Below are 24627 nucleotides of genomic sequence, written 5' to 3'. Positions count from 1 at the left end.
CGGCAAACCCAAAGGGCCATCAACTGCGGTTGCGCCGGCGGGAGCCGTACCATTCCATTCGGTCGAGCGCGAGCGCCGCAGCCTGGGGCGACGAGAGGACAATCGGGCTGTAGCGCCTGCCGAAATCGAACACCGAACCCCGAATCGGGGAGTCGGGCACGTTGAGGATCGGTTTGCCCGTCGACTCCATGAGCTCCGCCACGGACAGCAGGAATGAACTCTCCCAGGGGATGAGCCCGGCAAACTCGCCATCGGCGGTCATGGCCCGGTCATCTGTGGCGCTTGTGGGAACGCCCAGGAAGGAAAGCACGATGACCGCATCCACGGCGTCGCACTCGGCCACCGCCTTGATAACCCGCGGGCCCACATCCCCCCCGGCGGAGGCCACCAGATCCAGCGGGTTCCGCCGGCTCCAGAACGGGGGAAGCATCGCATCGAGAGAGGCATAGAGCTGGGCGGGGAGTTCGGCCAGGTTCAATCCATGACGGGCGACTTCATCCGCCGCCATGACGCCGGCTCCGCCCCCCTGGGTCACCACCGCAATCCTCCGTCCCTCGGGCAGCGGCAGGCAGGCCAGGCAGCTTCCGAGATCAACCACCTCCTGCGCCGTGGTGCAGGTGACGACTCCCGCCTGCCGGGCGGCCGCCTCCCATACGGCCGCGGAACCGGCCAGGGCGCCGGTGTGAGATGCCGCCGCTTTGCCGCCGAATTCGGTCAGGCCGGCGCGCAGAACCACCACGGGCTTGACCGCTGAGGTGCGCCGGGCGACCTCCAGGAAGCGCCGTCCGTCGTCGATGCCCTCGACGTACATCATGATGCACGCCGTGTTGGGATCGTCGCGCAGGTATTCGAGAACGTCCACCGCGCCGATCTGGGCTTCATTCCCCACGCTGGCGAACTTGTCGATGCCGATGCCGCGGCGCTGGCAGTTGTTCGTCGTCATGACGCCGATGTTGCCCGACTGCGACACAAAGCTCAGCTTTCCCCTGGGCGGGTGAAGCGAGACAAAGCCCACGGCATGCAGTTGAACCTCGTTGGAGATCAGGCCCATGCAGTTCGGCCCCATGAGGGTGATCCCGCCCTCGCTGGCGATCCGGGCAATCTCCCGCTCCGCTTCGGCTCCTGAGGCCCCCGTTTCGGAAAATCCTGCGGCGATGAGGATCGCTGCAGGTATCCCTTTACGGGCGCACTGTTCCAGCATGGGGGCCCCCTGTTGGCTTCCAACGGCCAGCAGGGCCATGTCGGGAGCCTCGGGCAGCGCCTCCAGGCTCTCAGATGCCTGGAGACCGAAGAAAACGCCTCCCCGCGCATTGACGGGATACACCTTTCCCGAATAGCCTCCGTCCAGGATGTTGCGCAGGGCCGATCCGCCCCATTTCGTCACATCTTCCGATGCTCCCACGACGGCTATCGAACGGGGGGCGAGAAGCGCCCGCACATTGCTCTTGAATGTCCGCTGCCCCTGATCCGATGAAGGGGCCGGTGACAGGATGATCAGGGCATCGGCTGCGATCGGCTGATCGCCTTGCACGAGAACCGGGTTGGCATCGATCTCGGCGATTTCGGGATGATCCAGGGCCATTTGACCGATCGCCCGGATCATCTTCGTGAGGGCCGCCCGGTCCACCGGGGGATAGCCGCGGAAGGAGCCGAGCAGGCGCCTGGCCCTGATCAGGTCCGGCAGTTCCGCCGCGTCCCGTTCGTCAACGGGTGCAATGGCCAGGACCACGTCGCCCAGGGCCTCCGTCAGTACGCCGCCCAGTCCGAAGGCCACAGCCGGTCCGAACACCGGGTCGCGCTTCATTCCAACCATCAATTCCCTGTTTCCGGCGATCATCTCTTCCACCAGCACCGCCTCGAGAGAGCCTGCCGCCCGCCCTGCCAGCAGGCTGTATGTCGCGGCGGCGGCCTCGGCCCCCTCGACGCCGAGCACCACGAGCCCGGCTTCGGTCTTGTGGTGAATCTCTGCGCCGATTCCTTTCATGACAAGCCTGCCCCCGCTCCGCCGGGCGGCGGCAGCGGCCTCCATCTCGCTTCTTACCAGCACGCCGGCTGGAACCGGGATGCCATAGGCCGCGAAGAGCGCCTTTGATTGCCATTCATCCAGGGCCGGTTTCCCTGAGGCCAGGGCTTCCTTGATCCATTGTGCGGCGGCAGCGCGGCCGTTTGTCTTCAGAGGTTGGTCCATGGCGTTTTCCTTCCCTAAAAGATGCCGAACAGGCAGGGTTTGATCCGGATCCCAAGATGCTCGCAGGCCGCGGAAACATCCATGGGAGGGATTTTTCTCTCTTCCGCAATGCGCCAGGCCTGGGCACAGGGCAGGCATCCATCCTGCAGGGACTTCCGAAGCTCCTCGGCAAGTTCCGGGGATACCGCTGGGGCGACTGAAACGGTTCTGTTTTCCGGGTGAATGCATCCCAAAAGCCCCAGCTGGCATGTGCCGAGACGGATTCCCATCTGGTCGAGCATGCACCCAACTGCCGATTCCGGCTCCCCAAGCCCGGCGGCGATCTGCATGGCCTCGGCGCAGCTTATCCGGCCGTTTTTGGCGAGGCGTGCAATGGCTTCTTCAAGAAGCGGGTTGTTTTCCTTTTCACCTTTCCCACCGGGATTGTTCATGCCTTTCCTCCTGTTTACCAAAAATATTGAAAACTTTGCACAACTCCAAAAGTTGGTTTTATAATTTCTGGTCAAACGACCAGCAGTATACTGCATTAACTATCCGATAATACTTGATCAGTTTTGATATTTCTGCTGGTTTTCCGGTTCAATTCAAGAGGATGAAGGAGACCGGCATGTCATTCAAGGAGTATGATTCTCACCCCTCGTTTTTCGATCCGGAACTGAAGCAATCCTTCGGAAATTAAAGAACACAGAAATTCCTCATTGAAGCAATGGATACCATCAACTGGAAACCCGTCAGCACAATCCTGACGGAACACGATCCGTGGCATGGATCGTCGGCCTCTTTCCGGCTCGGTTTGCCGGAGGGCCGAAACCGGGTCTTTCCTTAGGGGTGCGGAAACATATGCACCCGTTAAATTGTATGAATATCGAGAGGAGCGGACCGAACTGCTGCGGCTGGGAAATGAGATCAACCACAACGTCACCGATGTCATGCTGGTTGTCAAGCCGCAAACCTAAAATAGCAGCTCTCTTTATTTGAGGTTCGGGCCGCTTCCGGAAATAAGAGCCCCTTTTGGTTGATCCACAGACAGCAATCGAGGCAAGGAGCGACGCTGGTGAACTGTCAAGGATTCATTGATCGTTGTGATTCATAGCCTCCGGAGAACATTACACAGAAAGTCGAACCCAATCCTCTCTTGCTCGAGGCGAATTCGCTCCCCCCAATGGTTCCGGCGCAACTGGTTGTAAAGCGCGCTTTCCTCGGAGTTCAACCGCGCAAGGGTCCCTGTTTCAGGCTGCGTTTCAACTCCCCAGAGTGCCCTGTGGGCAAGGAGTGTCTGCTGATCCATGAGAAAAGAAACGGCATGAGGCAAGAACCCGCGCAATTGATTGAGAATGGCAAAGCCGTGAGTATCGATATCCCCCCAATAGTAGATTTCTTTTTCGTGCAGCCAGGGAGCGGCCGCGAGATTGTCAAACCCGTATCCCGCCCCAAAGATCACCATCGCATCAGAAATATCAGGGAAAGCCAGAAAGTTGATCTCATTTTCGGTGATAAACACTTTCGATACCGGCAAAACAAGTGAGGCGAAGGCTGACTGTGTCAGGGTGACATCCTGATCGGCTTCCACTGGCAGCAGGCGGACAGTCGAGTCTAGCAGCCGGAAACGCACCCGTGAAGGTTTATCCAGAAAACCATAACGGCGACAGAACCCGCCGATGCCCGTGTGAGTCCCATCAATAGAATCCTCCGGCATAACGAGATCGAGCAGTGCCGCCAGCACGCCGCGGTGCCCTTCGATCAACTTGGTATGGACACCCGGCAGGTCGATCTGACGCAGATAAATCGCGGGGCGAGGATGCTTAAGCAACCAAGCGACAATCTCCAATAGTCGCGGCCAGTCTTCGGCCAGTTCCAAGGCTCGCAGCGGGCGCCTTGTTAGCCAGGGGATCAATTCTGGCTGTTTGTCTCTGGTCAGTTCAATCAGCGCAGCAAACTGATCCGCTGCCCGGCGCTTGCCAAGCAGTCCGAGGGCGTCCGAAAGCCGGTCGATCCAAATCGCAGCCGGAATTTCATTGGTCCCAAGAATGCGGTGGTTGACACTTCGCCATTCAATACGATAGGGACCGGCGGCTGCGGACAACCCGGCGATCCAGTCCCGCACCTCGGGGAACCGTTCGCTCAGTTCACGGGAGTCAGGGCCTTTGAGGGTCAGACGACGAGGGAAGAGCGACTCTCCGCCAGCCACGGAGGCGAGCAGCAAGCCGCGATCCCAAAGCTTCTGCACCTGAGTTTTGAGGTCAGCCGGGGTCGTCCACGTCATCCCTGCATCCTCTGTTTCTCGGCCCGGTACTCCTCAATGCTCAGGTTGCGCAGGACGGAGTTACGGCCGTCTTCATTGTGAACAAACCCGACACCGGCGACAAAAGGTTCAATAATATGGATTTTCTGCAACGGCGTGACGATCAGCAGTTGCAGATTGAGCTGCGCGAACAATCGTAAACCATATTGGGCTGATTCATCGGAACCGCGACCGAAAGCCTCGTCAATAACCACGAAACGGAAAGAACGCGAGCGCACCGCTCCCCATTCCAGGCCGAATTGATACGCCAGACTGGCGGCAAGTACGGTGTAGGCGAGCTTTTCTTTCTGGCCGCCCGATTTTCCGCCGGAATCCGCATAATGTTCATGCTCGGTGTCGTCCTCACGCCAGCGTTCACTGGCGGCAAACAAAAACCAATTGCGCACATCGGTTACCTTGGCCGTCCAGCGTCGATCCATATCCGAATGTTCATCCCGGCCTCGGAACCGCTCAATGATTCGCTTCACCTGAAGGAATTTTGCCTCCGAATATTGCGCATCCTCCGAGCCGGTGAGCGCTCCTTCGGTACAGGTGCGCAATTCGGTTTGGAAGTCGCGGATGTCGGCGTCGAGATTCATCTGTGCTTCGAGACTGATGTATCGGCCCGGGTTGTAATCAATCCGGGTGAGCGATTTGTTGATCTGATCGATGCGCTCTTTGATGGTTTCCCGTTCACGTGCCAATTGTGATTGAAAATTCGCCACCTCTCGGATGGTGTTCTCGTTCAGGAGTTCCTTGAAACGTCCTTCAAAACGGGGCAGGTCATCGGCCCGCAGTTGATTCAGCATCGACTGGTACTCAGGGGCTGCAGCCAGATTGGCATCGACATCCTTTGTCTCCAGATTCCACTTCCCTTTGTATTCGGTCATTGCCTTGACGATCTTTTCAGACAGACGCTTGATCTTCAAATCTTCGGCATCGATCCTGGCCTGCAGCCAGTCGCGCATGTCGCGCTCACGATTGTCGCAGGTTTCGACCGCCAGCACCTGACTGCCAAGCGCCTCCTCGCGCATCTCGTCCAACATGGAAAATCGCCGGACCCTGTCTTCCGTTGTTTCCGACAACAGGGCTTTTGCCTGTTGCTGCAGCTCTTGAGCGGCGCTGATTTTTTGCTCGGTTTTCGAGCGTTTGTCCTTCCGTTCATCAAGCTGACCCTCCGTTTGGTTCAACTCCTTTTCAAGCGCGGACAATTGCGCCGTAAGGGTCCTGAGCAGATCGGAGGCCGCTTCAAGCTCACGCTTCTCGGCTTCCAACCTGGCGATAACAACCGCCACGGGTTTCCAGTCGAGATCACGAAAGTCGGTGTATTCGCCCAGCTTCGAGAGGATCGAGAGCCGCTCCTTGAGGGCGGACTGTTCCTTCTGCAGCGTGCTGATGCGACCGGCAAGTTCAGCAAGGTGTGTTTCCTGCCGTTTGGCGTCTTTTTCCAACGCCGCGATTTTTTCGGCGTTGCTCCAGCCGAGGACATAACGCCGACGATCATCAAGCCGATGTCGGTCATCTTTTTCATGCCGCTCACCTGGTGCCTTGATCTGTCCTGCCCGCGTGATGGCCCGGGCTTCGCGGCGAAACTGTTCCTGAGACCGGCAGCAGGCCAGATCAAAGCGGTGAACCACCTCCCGTTCGATCCAGTCGTAAAAGGGCGAATCGGGCTTGACTTGAAGCTTGCGCACCAGGGAGTCGGAATGGAGCGACGGCAATTCGCCACGCATCCCCTCCCGCACCCGGAAATAAACCAACCGCCCGCGCAGGTGGGTTTGGTCAACCCACTGCGCCACCTTGACGTAATACCGATCCGGAACCAGCAGAGACAAGCCGAAGCCGTGGAGCAGCCTTTCGACGGCACCTTCCCAGTCACGCTCGTCCGCGCGCACCTGCAGCAATTCGCCGGCAAAGGGCATCTCTTCTTCGGCCAGATTCAGCGCCGAACAGAGTGAACGCCGCATGGCAATCTGTTTTTCGTCGATATTGCTGACCCTGGTTTTCAACCCCGTGATTTCAGCTTTCAACTGATCGTATTCAGCCCGCCCCTGGGCGAAGAAGACGCCTGCCTCATTAAGATCGTTCTGTGTACGAACTTCGCTTTCTTCTGTCGCTTCGCGCCAATTGGCGGTTTCAGACCGCTGTCGCAGAAACTCCTCCCCGGTTGCGGCGGGGTGTTGCTCTAAGGCGCGTACCAGTTCCTCATAGCGGGAGGCCTTCTGCTTCCGACGCTCCAGCTCATCCTGTTTTTGGAGGATTTCCCGACTGATGCTTTCGATACGGTCACCGCCATTTTCCGCAATGGTGCGGCGAAGCTCACGCTCCTGTCCCTGCTGGGCACAACGCTGCTCCTCCAGCCGCTCGATGGCGACTCGGTGCCGGGTCAACTCTTCATTCAGCGAGGTAAGACGCTTATCCAGAAGATCGAGTTTCAGGGTGGCGAACCAGGGGCGCAAGGCATCGCGGCAAGCCCGCAGATTATCCGCCGTTTGCGCCAACTCCCGATGCCGATCGCAATCGGCCACCAGAGGCTCCAGCATTTCGATCTGACGTTTGGCCTTGAGAACCGCCTCGTGAGCTCGATTGAGATCCTCGAAGTGGCCGATCAGGGCGGAGATACGCGGCGCGACATCAAAAGGCTCAAGCATGTGGCTGCGCACAAAGTCGGTCAGATTCCCGACCGATTTGAGCGAAACGGTTTGATGGAACAGATCCAATGCCTGTTCGTTATCGATGCCGAAACGACGGCGGAACCAAGAACCGTAGGGTGGAAAGCTGTCGAACAACTCGATACCGCTTGACCGCAGCTGTTTGCGAAGGCCGACCATCTCGCTGCCGAATCCGGAAAAATCAGCCGCAATGGATAAATCGCGTTCACAGGCCGCATACAGGCGTGCCGGTTGCGCGCCTGCTTCCTTCATCCAGAAAACCTGCGCCAGGGTGACGGTCTTGTTGTATCCGGCGTTGTGGAAAACGCCGAGGATCACCGAATAACTATTGAAGTCGCGCAGTGCGACCGGCTTGGCGCTGCCCAGGATTTCCTGCCGCTCCGATTTGTAATAGCCGAGCACATAGGACTTGAGCGAACGCTCGCGGCTGTCGGCTCCGGCCGCTTTGTTGTAAGCAACGCGATGACTCGGCACCAGTAAGGTAGTGACGGCATCGACCATGGTCGATTTTCCGGAACCGATATCCCCGGTGAGAAGGCTGTTTTTCCCGCCCAGGTGCAGCATCCAGACCCGACCGTCAAAGGTTCCCCAGTTAAAAACCTCGAGCCGCTGCAGGCGAAATCCAGCCAGCCGGTCATCGGCCACAAACTCCAGTTCAAGCGCCTCAGCCATTCATCCCCTCCTGCCGTTGCGCAAGCTGCCGTCGATATTCCGCCAACCGTTCGTCAAAATCGGCGAGCCACTGCGCATCGACAAAGGCCTTGATAATGCGCCGCACTTCAATCATCTGACCTTGCCCACGCAGGCGGCGGACAAAACCAAGCTCGGCAATCTTGTTTAAGGTGGCATCGACCTGGTCGATGAGTTTCACCTCGTTGCTGCCCGCCGGCAGAAAAATCCGGATCAACTCCACCACCTCATCCCGGGAAAGAATCAGACGCGTGTCGCCGCCAGTGGCATCGAACTCGGCCAGCTTTTTCCGCAAGAGCGCGAGCAGCAAACTGACCGGATAGGAGAGCTGCCTCCGGGCAACCAGGCGCGGCATGACTGCCTGACCGTCCTCATCGTCATCCCGCCGGGAACGCAAAAAAGCGTAGCCTTCCGCCTCGTCGAGCATCAACTCCAGACCGAGGACGGCGACGTAATCCCGAACGCTTGCTTGCAGATTCAGCAGCAAGCCCCACAATCCCGGATTCTCCTCCTGATAGAGTACGCCCTTGAGCAGAGGCACAACCACGGACGATAGCTCGTGAGTCGGCTTGGCCGACTGGTTGGGGTTGGTATCGGCGACGTTCATCATCAATTCCTCAGCAAAATGATGCGCGGCAATGTCGCCCGGCGCATGACGCCAGTCTCCATCTGCCAGCTCACCTGCTCCTGCACCTCGTCGTCCACGGCCGTTTTTGGCCATTCGCCGGCTAGCTGCAGATAGGCAACCAGTTCGGCCAATCCGTGGCGCAGTGGGTGGCGGGTCACCACCTCGGCAAGGCTGATCTGGCTGCGACCCTGGAGTTCCTGTCGGATATTCCGGGTCAACTCGGCCCGGTCAACCACCACCTGCGCGTAGAGAGCCGCCGTATCCACATCCGCATCCCCTTCTTCCAGGGCCATCTCGGCAATGAGGGGTTTGATCGGCGGCCGGTAAAAAGGTCGCTCCAGGGGAAGTTCGATCGTTGCGGAGGTCTCGGCCAAGGGCATGAAATCTCCCGACGGCAACTCCCCGCGCAACGCCAGTGCGTGGTTTTCGATGCTGTGCAGGATGTCCATGATGCGGCGGTTTTCCAACCAGGCCTGATCGTCGAGAAACCTCCGTAGCTGCTCGGAAAGCCTGGCCACCGTTCGCTGGGTGTGCTCTCCTGCTTCCAGCCAGTCGTAATGCACACGCTGCAGACGGGTTTCAGGGCGCATGGCGAGGATCGGAGGAAGAGACAAAACCTGTTCCAGCAGGCGGCTCAACTCTTCCTGTCGGGACTGGGACATCAGAAAATCCCAGAAAGCGCGAAAGCTTTTCCCCTGATCGGAATCGGCAATGGCGTCGCGTTCTCCCATGATCTCTTCGAGCAGCGCCCCTTTGGCCCCCTCCCAAAGGGCAATGCGTTCGCGCACCCGCCGGTCGAGTGTGCGAAAATTGTGTTCCACCTCGCGAAAATCGGTCAGCAGCTCCCGCGCCAGTTGCAAAAACTGCTGAAAACGGTCCTTCAGAGCCGTGTCGTCCAAAAGCGGAATATCACCCGCCAGAATGCGGTCGATCTCCGCGTCGATATCGCTGCGGCGTTTTTGCAGTTCGGCGATTCTCACTTGCGGATCGGTCTGGCTCCCTTCGCTCATCTGTCGCAGCAGCTCGAACAAGGTAAGCAGGCGGGATTCCGTGCCGACAAAGGAGCGTTCTATCAGCCCTTCCAACCAGGCCAAGGCCTTTTCCGTCGCGGGAGTCAGGTCAAAGTGAGGTTCGTCCGTCCCTGGCGGATAGAATTTCCGCAGCCACCCTTTGTCGTTTTCGGCCCAATCGTTGAGGTAGCTTTGCGCGGTTCCGGGAAAGGTCTCGGCCCCCAGTTGCTCACGCAGGGCGAAGAGCTCGTCTTCCAATGCCTCGACCAGGTCTGCCTGAGACAAATTGCGGACATTGGGCACGATAAACACCCGGTACAGAAAACCGGCCACCAGCGGCGCGTGATGAGCGCACAGCAACCGCCACGCAGGGTGGTTCTGGCGGAGCAGATCTAATGTGGCGTAGTCCAGAGCCATATCCCCCCCGGGTTACCCGTCTCTGTTCTGCGCCAGCCACTGGCGGCCCTTGTCGGTCAGGCGGTATTTCTGCAGGCGGCTGTTGGGCTTGTCGGGGATGGTCATCTCGATCAGGTCGTCGGCCAGGGCCGGTTTGAGGTAGCGCTCGCGGAAAGATTTACGGTCCGAAAGGCCCAGGGCGGATTGCAGCGCCTCGCGGCCCATCTCTCCCTGGATCGCCGCCAGCAGTTCACCGACTTGGGGGGTGACTTGAGGGCTGACTTGGGGGGCGGAGCTGGTCACGGTATCCAGGATCATCCGCAGCATGAAGGTGATGAAGGGCGCGGAGTCGTTCTGGCGGGTGCTATCCTGCAGGGCCTGGTAATACTCGGCCTGATGCGCGAAGATCAGGCTTTCCATCGGGATGTCGGCGAACAGGGGATTCCAGCGGGCCAGAATCAGGTTCTGCCACAGCCGCCCCATGCGGCCGTTGCCGTCAGCGAAGGGGTGGATAAATTCGAACTCGTAGTGAAAGACCGAGCCGGCGATGAGCGGATGGGCGTCGGTGACGGCCAGCCAGCCGAACAGGTCACCCATCAGGTGTGGCACCCGGTCGGCGGGTGGGGCCATGTGGATCACCTGCTGACCCGCCATCACCCCCACTCCACGATGCCGATACCTGCCCGCCTCGTCGATCAGGCCCGACATCAGAATCCGGTGTGCCTCCAGCAGGTCCGTTTCCGCCTCGGGTGCCAAGGTGTCGAAGCGGTCGTAGGCGGCCAGGGCGTTCTTCACCTCCTGCACCTCGCGAGGCGGGGCGATGACCCGCTTGCCCTCCAAAATCGCGGTGATCTGCGCCTCGCTCAGGGTGTTGCCTTCGATGGCCAGCGAACCGTGGATGGTGCGGATGCGGTTGATGCGCCGCAGCCGCAAGACTTTCGCCTGATCGGTGAGCACGGTCAGCCGCCCGATGGCCTCGCTGATCGCGGCGACCCGGTTCAGGATCTCGGCGGTGATGGTGTAGGGCGGCTGGTAGGTGCTCATGCGGCGGCCTCTCCAGCGGTAAACAATGCCGACTCGAAAGCGGTCCAGGCGGATTTGCGGAGGGTGGCGGCTTCGGTGCGTTTGCTGTTAGCTGCAGCGATCTGGCTATTTAACCCGGAGAGAAGTTTCTCTTGCTCAGTGATTGAAACATCAGGGACTGGAAGTCCAGCCACCTCTTTGCTGTTGATCGATGCCAGATTTGTTGTGCGCTTGGCCTTGCTGCGAAAGTAGCCTTGTCCGCGGCCACTGTTGATCACAGCCAACACGAACTCGGGTAATAAGCGACTCCGATCAACCCGAACACGTAAGACATGGTTCTGATGAACGCAATCTTCGATCTCACCGCGCCAGATTGCCCCTCGCCCAACCAGATCGGGGCTGTTGCCTTCGCAAAGAAGAACATCCCCTACTTCCAGTCGTAGCTTTGGCATTTCTTCGTCAGGTACATTGATGTGCTTGATCTCCCGGAGATCCAGAACACCACGCTGAACATTGGCAACACGTAAATAGGGACGCGCATGTGTACCTGGCCTATTGGCAGGACACTTCTGAATGCCGTAGCTTACCTTTTCGAGCTGATCGAGGGGGATCATAGTTATGTCGGACTCGGTCTCAGTCTGTTGTTTAAGAGAACGAAGTATGCTGTCGTGACTCCACCGCTCCACATCCCTGAAACGCGCTAAAAACACAGGCCGGTCAGGCAGAGGGGGCGGCGGGACCACGCCCAGCGCCCTTTCGAAGGCCTGCCAGCCCGCCCGCTCGATGGTTCCTGTCTCCTGTTCCAGCGATTCGCGGATCTCCTTCAATCGTTTGGCGTCGCCCCAGTCGGTGGCCTTGGGAATCTCGTTGATGGCGATGAACTCGCCGGGTGCACCGGGGACGAGTTTGAAAATGGCGGTGTGGCGGATGTTGGTGGCGATAAAGAATTTGCATCCGGTAGCACGGGTGTAGGACTCGCCCTGGCAGTAGTCCCGCTCCTGAATCTCGATGGTGTCGGTTTTGCACTCGACCACCAGAGCCGGACTTCTGTTCGCGGTCTTGTCGTCCAATAATTGCCAAACCACGATATCGGTACGGGGGCTCTTATGCCCATGCTGTGTCCGGCGCTCCTGATCCATCTGCTCCAGAGAGTAACCATAATGCTCCACCAAGGCACGGATGAATTTCTGACGGACCCTCTCTTCGGGCTTGTTGGTGACGTCCCGCCATTCTTTACGTAACGGGATCCACAGCCAGGTTCCCTCCTTGTGCAGTTCATCGGCTGCAGGCGGAAAAGGCAGGCTCGATTGGTGTGTCAGTTTTTTCATCTTTGTTATTATCGTTCTACCCCCTTCCCAGTCGCGTGCGCCCTCATCCACTGATCGATCTCTTCCCGGTCGAAACGCCACTGGTTGCCGATCTTGGAGGCAGGAACCTCGCCGCGCTGGGCCATACCGTAAAGCTTGGTCCGGCTCATCTTGATGTAGCCCGCCAATTCCTCAATGGTCAGCCATTTGTCGATTTTATCCATGACCTCACCGTTCGGAAGAGATTCGTAGTGAAAGATTGATAAAGAAAGATAATCCTGGTCACCCATAAAGACAAGAAGAAAAAGGAAAACAGGCCAGTTGCGGGATTTTTCCGACACATCCCAACGCCACCCGGCAAGAAAACCCTCAGAAAGCCAGCACAAAAAAATTCGACCGACACCCGACGCTTTTTCCGTCTCTCCGGGAAGTAAGCGCATAACCCAAAATGAGGAGTGACCGACCATGGACATCAACGACCTGTATGACGGAATCATGAAGAGTATCAACCAGTTTGCCGACGAGATCGCCGAGCAGCGGTTGCAGGCAAAGATGCAGGACACCGGACGAGGTCCGGAGAATGGTGGTAAGAATGCGGAGAATTTTGAGGCGAAAGAGAAGCGGGGTATGACCGATTTCCCGCAAAGGGAGAGATCGGGGCGGTAGCGCCGGAGCCCTGAAAGCGACTCAAGTCGCTGACAATACGCAAAAAAAACCCGTCCAGTAACCGGATGCGGCTAATGAACGGGTGTGTCTTGTGTCTCATGGTGGAGGCGGCGGGAGTCGAACCCGCGTCCGAAAACATTCCACTGCAGTTTCTACGTATGTATCCTTTGATTTGTCTTTCGCATCCCGTAACGCCCAAAGGCAGGCTTGACAGGCTGCTATCCCGTGTTGAATTTCGCCCTTTTCCCCGCAGGAGAAGGTAAGGACTATCCTGCCTGAAATGACGCCCTCTCTGATCCGGCAGGCGGAACCAGAAAGAACGTTAGCCGACTAAGCGGCTAAAGCGTACTCGTAGTCGTTTGCGAGTATTGTTTTCCTACCTGTTTAACGAGGCCTGTAGGAACCTCGATACGCTGCTACAGCTTCAACTATCCCCGTCGAAACCGTGACGCCCCCTATTTTTCTCTCAAAGAACAGATGATCCGCAAGGAATCTTTACTTTCCGTTATAATAATACCGGCGATATCATAAGTCAAGGGCTCTCTGTCAACCGATAGGGTGAACCAAGTTTTCACTCTCATCCTTCCCGGCTGCGGCTTCGCAAGCCGCGCTCCATGGCCCGGCGGTCCTCCTTCAGCTTGAGATCCTCTCTTTTGTCGTAGAGCTTCTTGCCGCGGCCCACCCCGATTTCCACCTTGATCCGGCCGTCTTTGAAATATACCTTCAAGGGAATCAGGGTAAATCCCTTTTCCCGCGATTTCCCGTAAAGCCTCTTGATTTCCCGTTTGTGCATGAGCAGCTTGCGGACCCGTTCCGGTTCGTGATTCAGGCGATTGCCATGGGAATAGAGGCCGATGTGCATTCCGTAAAGAAAGATCTCTTCATTTTTTACCGCCACGTAGCTGTCTTTCAAATTGCCCTTGCCGTCCCGCAGGGCTTTCACTTCCGTTCCCACCAGCACAATTCCGGCCTCATAGGTATCGTCGATAAAATAATTGAGCCTGGCGGTTTTGTTTGTGCAGATGATTTTTTCCGACGTTTCCTTCTTTGCCACTTCGATTTTACCTTCGGGTTTTTGTCCGTCCTTTTCGCCGCTTTTTCTGCATGGCCGTTAACGATGACGGATGGCTGATTTCCTTACCGGTCCAGGCCGCAGTCGTTCACGACCATTTCCATTCTGTCTGAAACCGGCCGCCGCGAGGCGGGCAGGCCGGGCAGATAATCCATCTTGACGTGGCCCATCGCCTTGAAAATATTGGCGCGGATGTCCTTGTTGTCCCGCTCCAACTGGTTCAGCAGGTCTTTAATGTAGCGTCTGCGGGAGACGGGGCCTGTTGGGCATGCCGATTCTAGAATCGGAAATTCCCGTTCACGGCTGTACTTCTTGACCAGCTCCTCCCGGATATAGGCAAGGGGCCGGATGATGTGCTTCGTTCCGCCGAAAATCGGCTGATCAGGCATCATGGTGCTGATTTCCCGGCCATAGAACATGTTGATCAGCAGCGTTTCAATGATGTCATCCTGGTGATGTGCCAGGGCGATTCTGTTGCAGCCCTTCTCCTGGGCGATCTCGAAAAGCCGTTTCCTTCGCAGCCTCGAACAGAGAAAACAGGGATTCTTTTTGTTGTAAGCGCTGTGCGACAGGGGTCCGATCTCCGTCCTCTCCAGGACGCAGTCATATCCTCCCTCCTTCAAAAAGCGATCCAGCCGGTCATAACCCGCCGAGTCCTCCTCAAATCCAAGGTCAATGTGAACGGCGACAAGGTGGAATTCGGGGACGAAAACCATGGGGGAATTAAGCAGATCCAGCAGGGCCAGGCTGTCCGCCCCGCCGGAAACCCCGACAAGGACCCTGTCCCCCTTTTCGATCATGCGGTAATCCATGACCGCCTTCTCGATCCATTTTTTGAGATGATAAAATAGTCTTGTTCTTTTGATGTCCGTCAACGGGTATGGAATCTCCTCAATGTTGAATGCTGTTTTCATGTCATAGCGAAGAACGGTTTTTATAGCAAGGAAGAACAGAAAGGGAAAGGAAGACCTTTGCGGAGACCGGAAGATTTCCCTTCCGGGCCGGGAAGGAAATTCAGGGAGCGGACCCGCCTGAAAATTCCGGGAGGAGATGGGATGCTTTTATCCGTTGTGAAAATGAAGGGACTTTGTTAAGAAGAATTTTCCCGGAGAAACTCTCCAGACAGTCTTTTTTTTTCAACAGGGAACTTCCTTCATCGAAAAGCGGGTATAAGGTAGTAACATTCCATGAAGCACATTGTTCTGGGCACGGCAGGGCACGTTGATCACGGCAAGACGGCGCTTATCAGGGCGCTGACCGGCGTGGATACGGACAGGCTCAAGGAGGAGAAGGAGCGGGGCATCACCATCGAACTGGGCTTTGCCTCCCTGCGTCTTGGCAGCGGCCGGATCTGCGGCGTTGTGGATGTTCCGGGCCATGAACGGTTTGTAAAAAACATGGTGGCCGGGGCTGCGGGCATCGACATGGTCCTGATGGTCATTGCCGCGGATGAGGGCGTCATGCCGCAAACCCGCGAGCATCTGCAGATCTGTTCCCTCCTCAATATCCGCAAGGGGCTCGTGGCGCTGTCCAAGATCGATCTTGTGGATCGGGACTGGCTGGACCTCATTCAGGAAGACCTGGCCGATTTCCTGAAAGGATCGTTTCTCGAAGGCGCGCCCGTCATCCCCGTTTCCGCGCAGACGGGCGAAGGGTTGCCCGAGCTTCTCGCCGCCCTGGAAACGGTGGCCGCCGGAATTGAAGAGGAGCCCGATACCGGGGTTTTCCGCCTTCCTGTGGACCGGGTCTTCACCATCCGCGGATTCGGGACTGTTGTCACCGGGACGTTGCGTTCCGGCCAGGTCCGTGTGGCGGACACCGTGCAGATGCTTCCGGGAACCGTAACAGCGAAAGTGCGGGGGCTTCAGGTTCACAATGCCGCGGTGGCTACCGCGGAAGCCGGCCAGAGGACAGCGGTCAATCTGCAGGGGCTGGAGAAGGCGGAAATCCTGAGAGGGCAGGTGCTGGTCCATCCGGACACCATGAGGCCTACCGTGCGCGTTGACACCTTCATGGAATACCTTCCACCCGACAAGAAAAAACTGACGCACCGCTCCTTGGTGCGGCTTCATACCGGGACCAGCGAAACCATGGCCCGGATCCTTCTGATGGACCAGGAAGAGCTCCAGCCGGGTGAAAAGGCCTACGCCCAGTTCTTTACATCGGAACCGGTGGTAACCATGGCCGGAGACCACTTCGTCATCCGCAGCTATTCCCCCATCACCACGCTTGGCGGCGGGCTGATCGTGGATCCCCTGCCGCGGAAACATAAGCGGAATGACCCGGCTGTCCTGGAGTCCTTCGAACAGCTTCATCACGGCAGTGACGAGGAGAAAACCAGCGCCATCATCGAGCGGTCCGGTGCGGAAGGCGTTGCTCTTGCCCCGCTGGTCATGCGCACGGGGATTCCGGCAACGAGGCTGAGGAAAATCCTGGATCACCTTCTTTCCCGGCATGCGCTCGTTCTGCTGGACAAGGATAATCTCACGGTTGTTTCCGCTTCTTTCCATTCGCAGCTTCAGAATAAAATTCTCCAGGAATTAAGCGCTTACCATAAAAAATATCCTCTCAAGGAAGGTTCCCTCAAGGAAGAGCTGCGATCCGTTCTGGGACGCCATGTTCCGGTTCGGCTGTACCTGTCCTCCGTCCAGGCCCTGGAAAAGGCGGGGAAAATCGTTTTGGACCGGGAGATTATCCGGCTTGCCGATCATACGATTCAGTTGAAGGAAGACCTGGCGGAGCTGCGGGAGGCCCTGGATCGCCTTTATCTGAAGGCGGGCTTGACTCCGCCCACGATGCGGGAAGTGATGGAACAGTTCGCCGCCAAAAAGGATTCGGCGCGCAAGGTCATGGACGTCATGCTCCGCGACGGCGTCCTGGTCAAGATCAGTGAAGACCTCTATTTTCATCAGGAGAGCCTCAATAAACTCCGGGAGAATTACAAAAAGCTTCTCCTGAAGGAGGGAAAGGCGACGCCCGCCAGCTTCCGGGAGCTGACAGGATTGTCCCGGAAATTCATCATTCCCCTGATGGAATATTTCGATCTGACGAGACTGACGATCCGTGCCGGGGAGCATCGGCTCCTCCGGGAAAAATAATCGTTAAAAACTTTATTGAATTCAATTTCTGCGATCCGATCATGCCGCCTTTTAAATTTCCAATGAAAAGTGTAATGGGGGACCTATTGAAAGTTAAAACCGTATACATCAAGGATATACAGCCGGGTGAAAAGGTGATGGACTCTTTCCTCGTGGCGGAGAAGAACATGGCCTTTTCCCAGAAGGGTTCTCCCTACCTCAACCTTCGCCTTAAAGACAAGACGGGGCAGGTCGATGGCAAAATATGGGACAACGCACAGGAAATGGACAAGCAATTCCGGAAGGGGGATGTCATCCAGGTCAACGCAAGGGCGGTGAGTTTCAAAAACTCCCTTCAGCTTTCAATCCACTCCCTGACGGCCCTTGATGATTCCGATATTCTTCTCAATGATTACCTGCCCACCACCCGGGGGAACGTCAAAGCGATGTTCGGCGAGCTGCAAACCTATGTTAACCGGATCGAAAACCCGCCGCTGAAGAAGCTGCTCAAAGCCTTTTTCGATGACCGGGAAACCGCCGAGCGTTTCAAGCGGGCTCCGGCGGCCAAAGGATTCCATCATATTTACCTGGGGGGGCTGCTGGAGCACACCCTTTCCGTAACCCGGCTGCTGGACCAGGTCGCCTCCCACTATCCAGGCGTGAACAGGGATCTTGTGCTGGCTGGAGGCATCCTCCACGACATCGGCAAGATCAAGGAATTTTCCTATGACCGCCTGGTTGAGTACAGCGCTGAAGGGCGGCTTATCGGGCACATCATCATCGGCGTGGAGATGATCGACCAGAAGATTGCCGGGATCCCCGATTTTCCCGATTCCCTGGCCATGGAACTCCGTCACCTCATTCTGAGTCACCATGGCATACTGGAATACGGCTCCCCCAAGCGCCCGAAAACCCTGGAGGCCCTGATGGTCCATTACGTGGACGACCTGGATGCCAAGGTCAACGCCTTCCAGGAATATCTGAACGACTTCCGGGACGAAGAAACGGGATGGACCCCCTATCACCGATTCCTGGAACGGTATCTTTACCGGGGAAGAGTGGAGGAGGGAAGGGTGGAAGAGGCCCCGATGCCGGAGGAGCTATAGGGCCACTGTACTGATCTCGGCTATCAACCCGGCCTGGAAGGAAAATTCCCCGCAGAAGAAGCCCATCCTCCACGGGGAATCCGAGTGGCTCTCCTAATAGCGGAACACGGCGGCCATGCGCGCCCCGGCGGGCAGAAGGCCCGGCTCCACAACAAAGACCATGCCACCGTTCAAAAATGTCTGGATGGCGGCAAAATCCGCAAGATCCTCATTTCCAGGCTCCTGCTTTTCATCCAGGGAAATCGTGTCATTTGCGGGATTGTAAGTCCCCCAGTATTCATATCCCTGGACAACAAACAGGATCCCCACCCGCCCATGATAGGCTGCAGGGATGATTTCCTGGACATTATCCGATGTCAGGCCCGTTCCCATGGATTGGTTGTACTGCGAGAGGGCCTCGTTCACAGCTTTCTGAAAATGGGGGGTGACAATGTCGTACGCATCACGGTGCAGCTGCTCCGGGCTTAACCCCTTGGGGTTGCCGGAAATGCCCCCTTCCATGAGGAAGGGATAGCTGTTGGCTTCCCGGTAAATGGGGAACTGATATTCCACCCCGGCGAGAACCAGGGGGACATTGTTCTCTTTGAGGAGGTCATGAAGCCCCTTGTCGACGCGCTGGAAGTACTGTAACAGGTTGCCTTTCACATCTTCGATGTCGGCGCCATGGCCGGACATCATTCCCCCTTGCCCGACTCCCCTTCCCGACCGGAATTTGACCTGTCGTTCGGGATTGTCCGTCTGCAGGGCTTCGGCAAGGCTCTTCGGCATCGTTTCGACGTTCACCTCTTTAACGGCCTGGGACGTCCCTTCAAAGAGGGTGATTTCATTCTGGCTTAAAGCGAGAACATAAAATCGTTCGTCCCCGTGCAAAAGCGGCATGAGCGGCTTCAGATGAAACCGGTCCGTGATGACAAGAATTTCGTCAAAAGAAACGGGCAGGCAGAAATAATGGAATTCATCCTTGGAAAGAAAGATGGCCAGACCATCACTCTGATTTCGCCAGAACAAGACATTGTTGACCAGTTCCTGAACCGGTTCGAGAAGTTCCTTGACCTCCAGCGTCCGCAAACTCGAATTTGTCAGTGTTTCTTCCGCACGGCGAACGATATTGCGCAAACGAATTGAATTCTGCTGGCTCTCCACACCGGACCTGTAGGTCGGCATAAACATGGATACGCACCAATCATTCCGCCTCTGCATCAATGTTTTCAATTCTTCTTTGGACAATGCATTCATACGGCTCTTCTCCCTTCGCAAACATTTTTCTTGTGGTTAACATCCCTCGAACTTCCCGCTGAGCAATTCACCATGAAAAGATCCTGCTTTCCGCGCGTGGAAATGTAACATAAACACTAAAACCGGGAGCATTTTGAAACATTATACCTAAAGAAAAAGCAAAAGTCATTTAAAGGATGATTCAAAACAAAGAGATGCCTGTGTGTTGCCTGTGGGCTCCCCTCTGTTCCGTCCTGCCCTCCATGGCCATGACAGGCATTGCGGAACGGAATCCTGTCGGCGGTTTAACGTCTGAAGAACCATTGCTTTTTGCTCCAGGAACTGATATTCAGCTCTCCGGCTTGAATGTCTTTTGTCCGTGCAGGAATATCAAAACATTATAATTTCAGGATCCCTTATGCTTATTAACGAATTAGGAATTTTCACCCAGTCCTTTACCCGGTTTCTTCAAGAGCAGTGCGAAGAGGACGTCTGGTATGATCTGCGCATCAAGATCGCCTTTGTCAATGGTCAACTCGAGGCCCGACTGGACACGCCGCCGCTTGTAGAGACAACCTTCCTTCCCTATGAACCGCTGGAGGGAGAGAACTCCATTGCAGAACCGGTAGCCTGGTCTATGGCTGCGGAAGCGATTCCCGAATATCAGAATCTTTCCGGGGAAGAAGACGAACTGCCGGGTACGAGGAAGATCGCAGGCAAAGGACAGATCATCACCTGTACCAACGGCCATGAAATATGCGAACTATCCAGGGATTATTATGAAGACCAGGATGTCAATCCCGACCTTTTTGAACATTTCCGTCCCCCTCAGAGAATCATAACGGATAGCGACCGCATCAACGAAATCAGATGCCAGATCTGCGGCGCCCAATGGATTTCGGGAGGCGCATGGAATATCCGCTTTTTCAGTGAAGGGCACTGGATTCCAGAGTAGTGCCGGAAAAGATTCTTGGGGTTACGGCATCGGCAGAGGGGCTGCTGGACCCTCGTCGGGGTGCCCCCGCCGGGCCATTGTTCAGAAGTTTCCGCCTCTTCCCAATCCCAGCAGATGGGCCGCATTGGAAAAACAGATTTTTTCCTTATCCGTCTCTGTGAGGAAGGGAAGCTGAAGTAAAAATTGAAGCTCCTCTCCCTGATCCGTCCAGGGGCTGTCCGATGCAAACAGCAGCCGGTCCGGCGGATGCCCCTTGAGAATGCGCTCCAGGAGCGGCATGGGGGTCTTGCGCAGTACGAAGGCCGTATCCATGTAAAGATTCCGGCCCAACAGATGGGTTTCCGCCTCTTCGTAAGCCCCTTCCCCGCCGAGATGCGCCACAACCATGCAGAGTTCGGGAATGTCCGAATGGACCGCGGCCAGCCGCTTCGGTGTCGCATGAACCGGATGGGGCAGCCCTCGATCCACCCCTGCGTGGAAAAGAACAAACATTCCTTTTGCCGCAGCCGCTTCATAAAGAGGATACACCCGGGGATCGTCGACGAAAAAATCCTGATAATCCGGATGAAGTTTGAACCCCCGGAACCCCTCGTTCATCAGCATTTCCAGCTGTTCTGAATCGGGGGGGGCGGCTGGGTGCACCGTGGCCAGGGCTTCAATCCCCGGCTGCCGGATGGCCGTCAGCCAGCTTTGAATCGAAGGGACCTGTTCCGGTTTTGTGGCCACAGCCGACACAACGGAAAGGTCGATCCCGGCGGCCTTCATCGATTTTTTCAATCCCGCCAGCGTCCCGTCGGTGTAGGCGTCAACACCTGCCCGTGAACGGATTGCGGCAACCGTCCTGGCCGCCGCATGATCCGGATAAATATGGGTATGAAAATCAATCTTCTTCATGGTCATCCCATAAGGGATTACACGTTTCTTTTCAAGTGCAAAATCGGATCGCTTCCATTGACAGAACGGCAGGCCTGCCGTTTTTCTCCCGCCGCTTTGAAGGAATGAACCGCTTTCGTTAAAAGAGCCGGCCAGGGCCTGACGGGATGGCCGGCCGGAAGAAAATGGTTTCGCTGGATCCTGTACCCTTCATCTGCCTGCATTGGCGGGCCGCCTGTCGGGCCCACCCTCCGATCGTTGCGGTGCCTCCCCCGGTGTTGACGCAGCGCGCCATGACGAGGCCCCTGGAGATGGTTGACCCGATGGCCGTGCGTCTTCTCCCTGTCTTAGTGACGGCCCCTTTACCTTTTTCTGCGCCTGTTTCTGTACCTGCTGTCTTGGCGGTTGGGTGTTCTTCTGCCCGGCGGGTTCGTACCGCTTAGGATTTTTCACTGTTCCTTGAAGATGCTTTCCCGGCTGCTCCGCGCCTTGCTGCTGGAATCCTTTATGGGAAGCCGGCTTCTGGACTTTGTCCCTGGGGGGCGGCTCGGTCCGCTGGACAGCGGGAGGAATGAACCTTTCAGCCTTTTCAGGCTTGCGCTTCTCAACGTCAGGCAGCTTCCCCGGGTCACGGGGCTGCCAGGGAACACTTTGCTGCCCCCTCTGCTCTTTCGTTTGAGGATGGTGACGCTCTAGCCCCCAGCTCTTTTCCTTCTCCCAGTATTTATTGCCCTGCCAGGTTCTCCAGTTATGCTGGAGGCGTGCGCTTGGAATCCTCTCACAGTTCCATCGATACCCCTGCCAGTTGCGGTCTCGATAATTTTTCCGCCAGCCCGGATCCACTCCGGAATAGAAACCAGGTACGGAGTTGTAGGGTCTCCAGCCCTGTTTGTAGTTTTCCGACCGATACCAGCGGCCATTCCATGGGCGCCACCACCATCCGTTCCAGAAAAACAGGTCTACATCAATGTCCGGAACCGCGTAGACATCATTTGTGTAAGGCATCACGATGACATCCGGAGGGGCCGATAATGCAATGGGAGGCGGTTCATAACTTGAGGGCTCTCCGTAGTAATCCGTTGGAGGCTGTTCGAAACCGACATAGCAACCCTGGGTGAGCAGAAACAACACAGCGGCTAATCCGATCCGTAGAAATTTTTTCATGGCTTGTCCCTTTTCTGAGCGTGATGTGTTTTTTGAACGTTTTTTGAAGTGTACAACAGGTATAAATCAAAGGATGTGCCAATCTTTCTGAATGGCCCATGGATTCACAATATCAACGCCTTGTGGCGATTCCGAGTCGGTGGTACGGCTTTTTCGTGGGCGTTGGACTGGGTACGAAATGCACAGCCTGGATAATAAGTATCCATAAAAAGAAGGGAACGCCGCAAGCGAAACGGCAGAAGAAGCTGGATTTATTCCCTCGGGGTTTTCGATCGGAGTGATTCATGAATGCCGGCATCGGCAAACTGTTCTGCTATGGATTTGAATGTTCCGTGGATCTCTCCGAAAGCGTCAGTGAGCCCGGGGTCGAATTGCGAGCCCCGCCCGGCCAGAATGATCTCAACGGCCTTTTCGTGAGGAAATCCCTTTTTGTATGGACGGTCCGATATGAGGGCGTCGTATACATCCGCTATCGCCATGATTCTGCCTGACAGGGGGATCTCCTCGCCTTTGAGCCCGGTCGGGTATCCCCTGCCGTCCCAGTATTCATGGTGGTATAAAGCCATTTCACCCGCCAGATTCAGGAAGGAACTGTCTCCGAGTTTGGCCTGCGCGTCGTCGATGACGCGTTTGCCGTATACGGTATGCTTTTTGATCTCCTCTGTTTCTTCGGCCGTAAGCTTATCGGGTTTGAGCAGGATGTGGTCCGGCACTCCGACCTTACCGAGGTCATGGAGCGGCGCCGACTGGAAGAGTTGTTCGATATAGGCGTCATTCACCGTTTCTGAATAGGCATGCTTATTCCGGATGTGCTCAGCCAGAGCCTTCACATAGCTGCGTGTTCTTCTGATGTGGCCGCCTGTTTCCGAGTCCCGCGTTTCGGTGATATTGGCAATCGTCTCAAGCATGGCATCCTGCGTTGCCAGCTGCAGCCGGGCCTTTTCCTTCAGGAGCCGCTCTCCGTGCCAGAAGTCCAGAAAGGATAACAGGGAAAAGTTTGAAGCATAGGCCAGTGCGGGGTAGAGGGGGGAGATATAGATCCCCTTCCGGAAGAGGTAGACGGGAAGGAAGACCGCCGTCAGCGCGGAGAGCAGCAGAAACGTCAGATTGACAACAGCCTTGCAGTGGGCAAAGAGAAGAGCTGAAAGCAGTCCGAAAAAAAGGAGGGCGATAAACTCATAAAAGACAGCAGCCTTCGGCCGCAGAAGGAAGTCGCCCTGTAGGATGGAGTCGATGATGTTGGCATGCACCTCCACACCGGCCATGGAAGGGTCGGTCGGCGTCGCACGGATATCAAACAAGCCGGGGGCTGTCGCTCCGACAAACACGATGCGCCCATCAATCTCCCTGTTTCCGATGGTGCCGTTGAGAATGTCCGCAGCCGACAGGTGGCGGTATGTACCCCGTGGGCCGCGAAAGGGGATCAGGAACGATCCCTTGTCTTCCAGGGGGATCTCGAGGCCTCCCAGCGAGAGGCTTTCCGCCCCTGCCTGACCAACGCTCAAAACGAGCTGGTCCATCCCGGCGACAGACAGAAGCACCGCTAGGGAGAGCTGTGGATAGAATCGGCCTTCATATTCCATGATGAGGGGGACTCTGCGAATAATTCCGTCGTGATCGGGCTTTATGTTGATAAAGCCCGAAGCCGGTGTCGCCTCGGAAAGCGGCTGGAACAGACCGTCGACAGAGGACGGCTTGAAAAGGCCGTTTTCGGAATCAGACACCCCTTGCTCCCTCTTGAACAGCAGATCAACCGGATGAAGACGGGTTCTTTTTTCGATGCGGTCCCCGAATACAAACTGGTACCCCAGAACAAAAGGACCTTCTTTCAGGGTTCCCGCAAGCAGCGCATCATTGTCGAGATAGTGAGGGGGTATCCCCGAGAGGCTGATGGCGCAGTGGAAGTCTGATCGAATCTCCCTCTGGATATTCTGCAGAGAGCTTCGGTCCGGTTCTGTAAACAGGATATCGACGCCGACACTTGCTGCGCCCATTTCGCGCAGTTTTTCCAGCAGCTGGGAGATCCTGTATCGCGGCCAGGGCCATTGACCATACTGGGCGAGGCTTTTTTCATCGATATCGACAATAACGATGTGGCCTGAAGGATTTCCTGCGGAGCGCAGTTTGAGCAGGGTGTCATAGAGCTTAAGTTCGATGGAAGACAGCACAAGGGGCTGGAAAACATAGAGAGAAGCGACGGCGCAGGTCAAAAGAATCCCGCAGAAAATAATCAGGGTGTCCTTCCTGATCTTCCAGATCCCGTGGAGGCGGGCGGATAATCGTTGCAGTGCGCGCATGATGACG

The 24627-nt window shown here is 56.6% G+C and carries 19 protein-coding genes and 1 other RNA gene; 4 read left to right on the top strand and 16 right to left on the bottom strand.

The genetic code is table 11. The features are described from left to right. Window positions 1–19: 19 nt before the first annotated feature. From AB3175_RS11495 to AB3175_RS11455, 9 genes are all read right to left on the bottom strand, one after another. Window positions 20–2188, bottom strand: a complete 2169-nt coding sequence (locus AB3175_RS11495) for an acetate--CoA ligase family protein (protein WP_367361079.1) — start codon at window positions 2186–2188, stop codon at window positions 20–22. Window positions 2189–2202: 14 nt separating this feature from the next. Continuing rightward, the gene (locus AB3175_RS11490) at window positions 2203–2619 is read right to left on the bottom strand and encodes a hypothetical protein (protein WP_367361078.1); all 417 of its coding nucleotides are present in this window, start codon (window positions 2617–2619) and stop codon (window positions 2203–2205) included. 656 nt (window positions 2620–3275) lie between these two features. Beyond that, window positions 3276–4451, bottom strand: a complete 1176-nt coding sequence (locus AB3175_RS11485; protein ID WP_367361077.1) for a DUF3322 domain-containing protein — start codon at window positions 4449–4451, stop codon at window positions 3276–3278. Then, window positions 4448–7813, bottom strand: coding sequence for an ATP-binding protein (locus AB3175_RS11480; RefSeq protein WP_367361076.1), 3366 nt, complete (start codon window positions 7811–7813; stop codon window positions 4448–4450). The genes AB3175_RS11485 and AB3175_RS11480 overlap by 4 nt, the downstream gene beginning before the upstream one ends. Next, complete coding sequence (locus AB3175_RS11475; RefSeq protein WP_367361075.1) at window positions 7806–8441, bottom strand: DUF4194 domain-containing protein; 636 nt, start codon at window positions 8439–8441, stop codon at window positions 7806–7808. The genes AB3175_RS11480 and AB3175_RS11475 overlap by 8 nt, the downstream gene beginning before the upstream one ends. Further along, a complete protein-coding gene (locus AB3175_RS11470) occupies window positions 8441–9886 on the bottom strand; it encodes a DUF3375 domain-containing protein (protein WP_367361074.1) in 1446 nt (481 codons plus the stop codon). Before AB3175_RS11470 ends, AB3175_RS11475 begins: the two co-directional genes overlap by 1 nt. A 12-nt stretch (window positions 9887–9898) precedes the next feature. After that, on the bottom strand, window positions 9899–10909 hold the full coding sequence (locus tag AB3175_RS11465) for a Fic family protein (protein ID WP_367361073.1): 1011 nt from the start codon (window positions 10907–10909) through the stop codon (window positions 9899–9901). Further along, window positions 10906–12216, bottom strand: a complete 1311-nt coding sequence (locus AB3175_RS11460; protein ID WP_367361072.1) for a type I restriction enzyme HsdR N-terminal domain-containing protein — start codon at window positions 12214–12216, stop codon at window positions 10906–10908. Before AB3175_RS11460 ends, AB3175_RS11465 begins: the two co-directional genes overlap by 4 nt. Before the next feature lie 8 nt (window positions 12217–12224). Then, entirely contained in the window at window positions 12225–12419 is a 195-nt protein-coding gene (locus tag AB3175_RS11455; RefSeq protein ID WP_367361071.1) for a helix-turn-helix domain-containing protein, read from the bottom strand. A gap of 241 nt (window positions 12420–12660) precedes the next feature. On the opposite strand from AB3175_RS11455, the gene AB3175_RS11450 reads away from it, so the two are divergent. Beyond that, window positions 12661–12861, top strand: coding sequence for a hypothetical protein (locus AB3175_RS11450; protein WP_367361070.1), 201 nt, complete (start codon window positions 12661–12663; stop codon window positions 12859–12861). 99 nt (window positions 12862–12960) lie between these two features. Here the strand turns inward: AB3175_RS11450 and ssrA are convergent. The 3 genes from ssrA to AB3175_RS11435 all read right to left on the bottom strand — a co-directional run bounded on the left by ssrA (window position 12961) and on the right by AB3175_RS11435 (window position 14808). Next, window positions 12961–13317: a transfer-messenger RNA gene (gene ssrA / locus AB3175_RS11445) on the bottom strand. 121 nt (window positions 13318–13438) lie between these two features. Continuing rightward, window positions 13439–13915 carry an SsrA-binding protein SmpB gene (gene smpB, locus AB3175_RS11440; protein ID WP_367361069.1) on the bottom strand — a complete coding sequence of 159 codons (477 nt, stop codon included), beginning with the start codon at window positions 13913–13915 and terminating at the stop codon, window positions 13439–13441. Window positions 13916–13998: 83 nt separating this feature from the next. Continuing rightward, window positions 13999–14808 (bottom strand): ATP-binding protein, encoded by an 810-nt coding sequence (locus AB3175_RS11435; protein WP_367361068.1) that lies wholly within the window; start codon window positions 14806–14808, stop codon window positions 13999–14001. A gap of 312 nt (window positions 14809–15120) precedes the next feature. On the opposite strand from AB3175_RS11435, the gene selB reads away from it, so the two are divergent. Both selB and AB3175_RS11425 read left to right on the top strand, forming a co-directional pair. Then, complete coding sequence (gene selB, locus AB3175_RS11430; RefSeq protein ID WP_367361067.1) at window positions 15121–17031, top strand: selenocysteine-specific translation elongation factor; 1911 nt, start codon at window positions 15121–15123, stop codon at window positions 17029–17031. A gap of 86 nt (window positions 17032–17117) precedes the next feature. Further along, on the top strand, window positions 17118–18116 hold the full coding sequence (locus AB3175_RS11425) for a 3'-5' exoribonuclease YhaM family protein (protein WP_367361066.1): 999 nt from the start codon (window positions 17118–17120) through the stop codon (window positions 18114–18116). Window positions 18117–18209: 93 nt separating this feature from the next. On the opposite strand, the gene AB3175_RS11420 is transcribed toward AB3175_RS11425, so the two are convergent. Next, window positions 18210–19352, bottom strand: a complete 1143-nt coding sequence (locus tag AB3175_RS11420) for a hypothetical protein (RefSeq protein ID WP_367361065.1) — start codon at window positions 19350–19352, stop codon at window positions 18210–18212. Between the two features lie 397 nt (window positions 19353–19749). On the opposite strand from AB3175_RS11420, the gene AB3175_RS11415 reads away from it, so the two are divergent. Next, entirely contained in the window at window positions 19750–20286 is a 537-nt protein-coding gene (locus AB3175_RS11415; RefSeq protein WP_367361064.1) for a hypothetical protein, read from the top strand. Between the two features lie 81 nt (window positions 20287–20367). On the opposite strand, the gene AB3175_RS11410 is transcribed toward AB3175_RS11415, so the two are convergent. The 3 genes from AB3175_RS11410 to AB3175_RS11400 all read right to left on the bottom strand — a co-directional run bounded on the left by AB3175_RS11410 (window position 20368) and on the right by AB3175_RS11400 (window position 24620). Beyond that, window positions 20368–21180 (bottom strand): amidohydrolase family protein, encoded by an 813-nt coding sequence (locus AB3175_RS11410; RefSeq protein ID WP_367361063.1) that lies wholly within the window; start codon window positions 21178–21180, stop codon window positions 20368–20370. A gap of 189 nt (window positions 21181–21369) precedes the next feature. Next, window positions 21370–22323 carry a hypothetical protein gene (locus AB3175_RS11405; RefSeq protein WP_367361062.1) on the bottom strand — a complete coding sequence of 318 codons (954 nt, stop codon included), beginning with the start codon at window positions 22321–22323 and terminating at the stop codon, window positions 21370–21372. A gap of 251 nt (window positions 22324–22574) precedes the next feature. Then, window positions 22575–24620 carry a CHASE2 domain-containing protein gene (locus AB3175_RS11400; protein WP_367361061.1) on the bottom strand — a complete coding sequence of 682 codons (2046 nt, stop codon included), beginning with the start codon at window positions 24618–24620 and terminating at the stop codon, window positions 22575–22577. Window positions 24621–24627: the final 7 nt, after the last annotated feature.

The sequence above is a fragment of the Syntrophus sp. (in: bacteria) genome (assembly GCF_040768185.1).
GTDB classification, from domain to species: Bacteria; Desulfobacterota; Syntrophia; order Syntrophales; family Syntrophaceae; genus Syntrophus; species Syntrophus buswellii.
Note: the sequence above shows the minus strand (reverse complement) of the source record. Positions and strands in the feature narration are given on the sequence as shown.

Coding starts and splice junctions, on each gene's coding strand:
- AB3175_RS11495 (WP_367361079.1), bottom strand. CDS start 2,188: ATGGACCAACCTCTGAAGACAAACGGCCGCGCTGCCGCCGCACAATGG.
- AB3175_RS11490 (WP_367361078.1), bottom strand. CDS start 2,619: ATGAACAATCCCGGTGGGAAAGGTGAAAAGGAAAACAACCCGCTTCTT.
- AB3175_RS11485 (WP_367361077.1), bottom strand. CDS start 4,451: ATGACGTGGACGACCCCGGCTGACCTCAAAACTCAGGTGCAGAAGCTT.
- AB3175_RS11480 (WP_367361076.1), bottom strand. CDS start 7,813: ATGGCTGAGGCGCTTGAACTGGAGTTTGTGGCCGATGACCGGCTGGCT.
- AB3175_RS11475 (WP_367361075.1), bottom strand. CDS start 8,441: ATGATGAACGTCGCCGATACCAACCCCAACCAGTCGGCCAAGCCGACT.
- AB3175_RS11470 (WP_367361074.1), bottom strand. CDS start 9,886: ATGGCTCTGGACTACGCCACATTAGATCTGCTCCGCCAGAACCACCCT.
- AB3175_RS11465 (WP_367361073.1), bottom strand. CDS start 10,909: ATGAGCACCTACCAGCCGCCCTACACCATCACCGCCGAGATCCTGAAC.
- AB3175_RS11460 (WP_367361072.1), bottom strand. CDS start 12,216: ATGAAAAAACTGACACACCAATCGAGCCTGCCTTTTCCGCCTGCAGCC.
- AB3175_RS11455 (WP_367361071.1), bottom strand. CDS start 12,419: ATGGATAAAATCGACAAATGGCTGACCATTGAGGAATTGGCGGGCTAC.
- AB3175_RS11450 (WP_367361070.1), top strand. CDS start 12,661: ATGGACATCAACGACCTGTATGACGGAATCATGAAGAGTATCAACCAG.
- selB (WP_367361067.1), top strand. CDS start 15,121: ATGAAGCACATTGTTCTGGGCACGGCAGGGCACGTTGATCACGGCAAG.
- AB3175_RS11420 (WP_367361065.1), bottom strand. CDS start 19,352: ATGAATGCATTGTCCAAAGAAGAATTGAAAACATTGATGCAGAGGCGG.
- AB3175_RS11415 (WP_367361064.1), top strand. CDS start 19,750: ATGCTTATTAACGAATTAGGAATTTTCACCCAGTCCTTTACCCGGTTT.
- AB3175_RS11410 (WP_367361063.1), bottom strand. CDS start 21,180: ATGAAGAAGATTGATTTTCATACCCATATTTATCCGGATCATGCGGCG.
- AB3175_RS11405 (WP_367361062.1), bottom strand. CDS start 22,323: ATGAAAAAATTTCTACGGATCGGATTAGCCGCTGTGTTGTTTCTGCTC.
- AB3175_RS11400 (WP_367361061.1), bottom strand. CDS start 24,620: ATGCGCGCACTGCAACGATTATCCGCCCGCCTCCACGGGATCTGGAAG.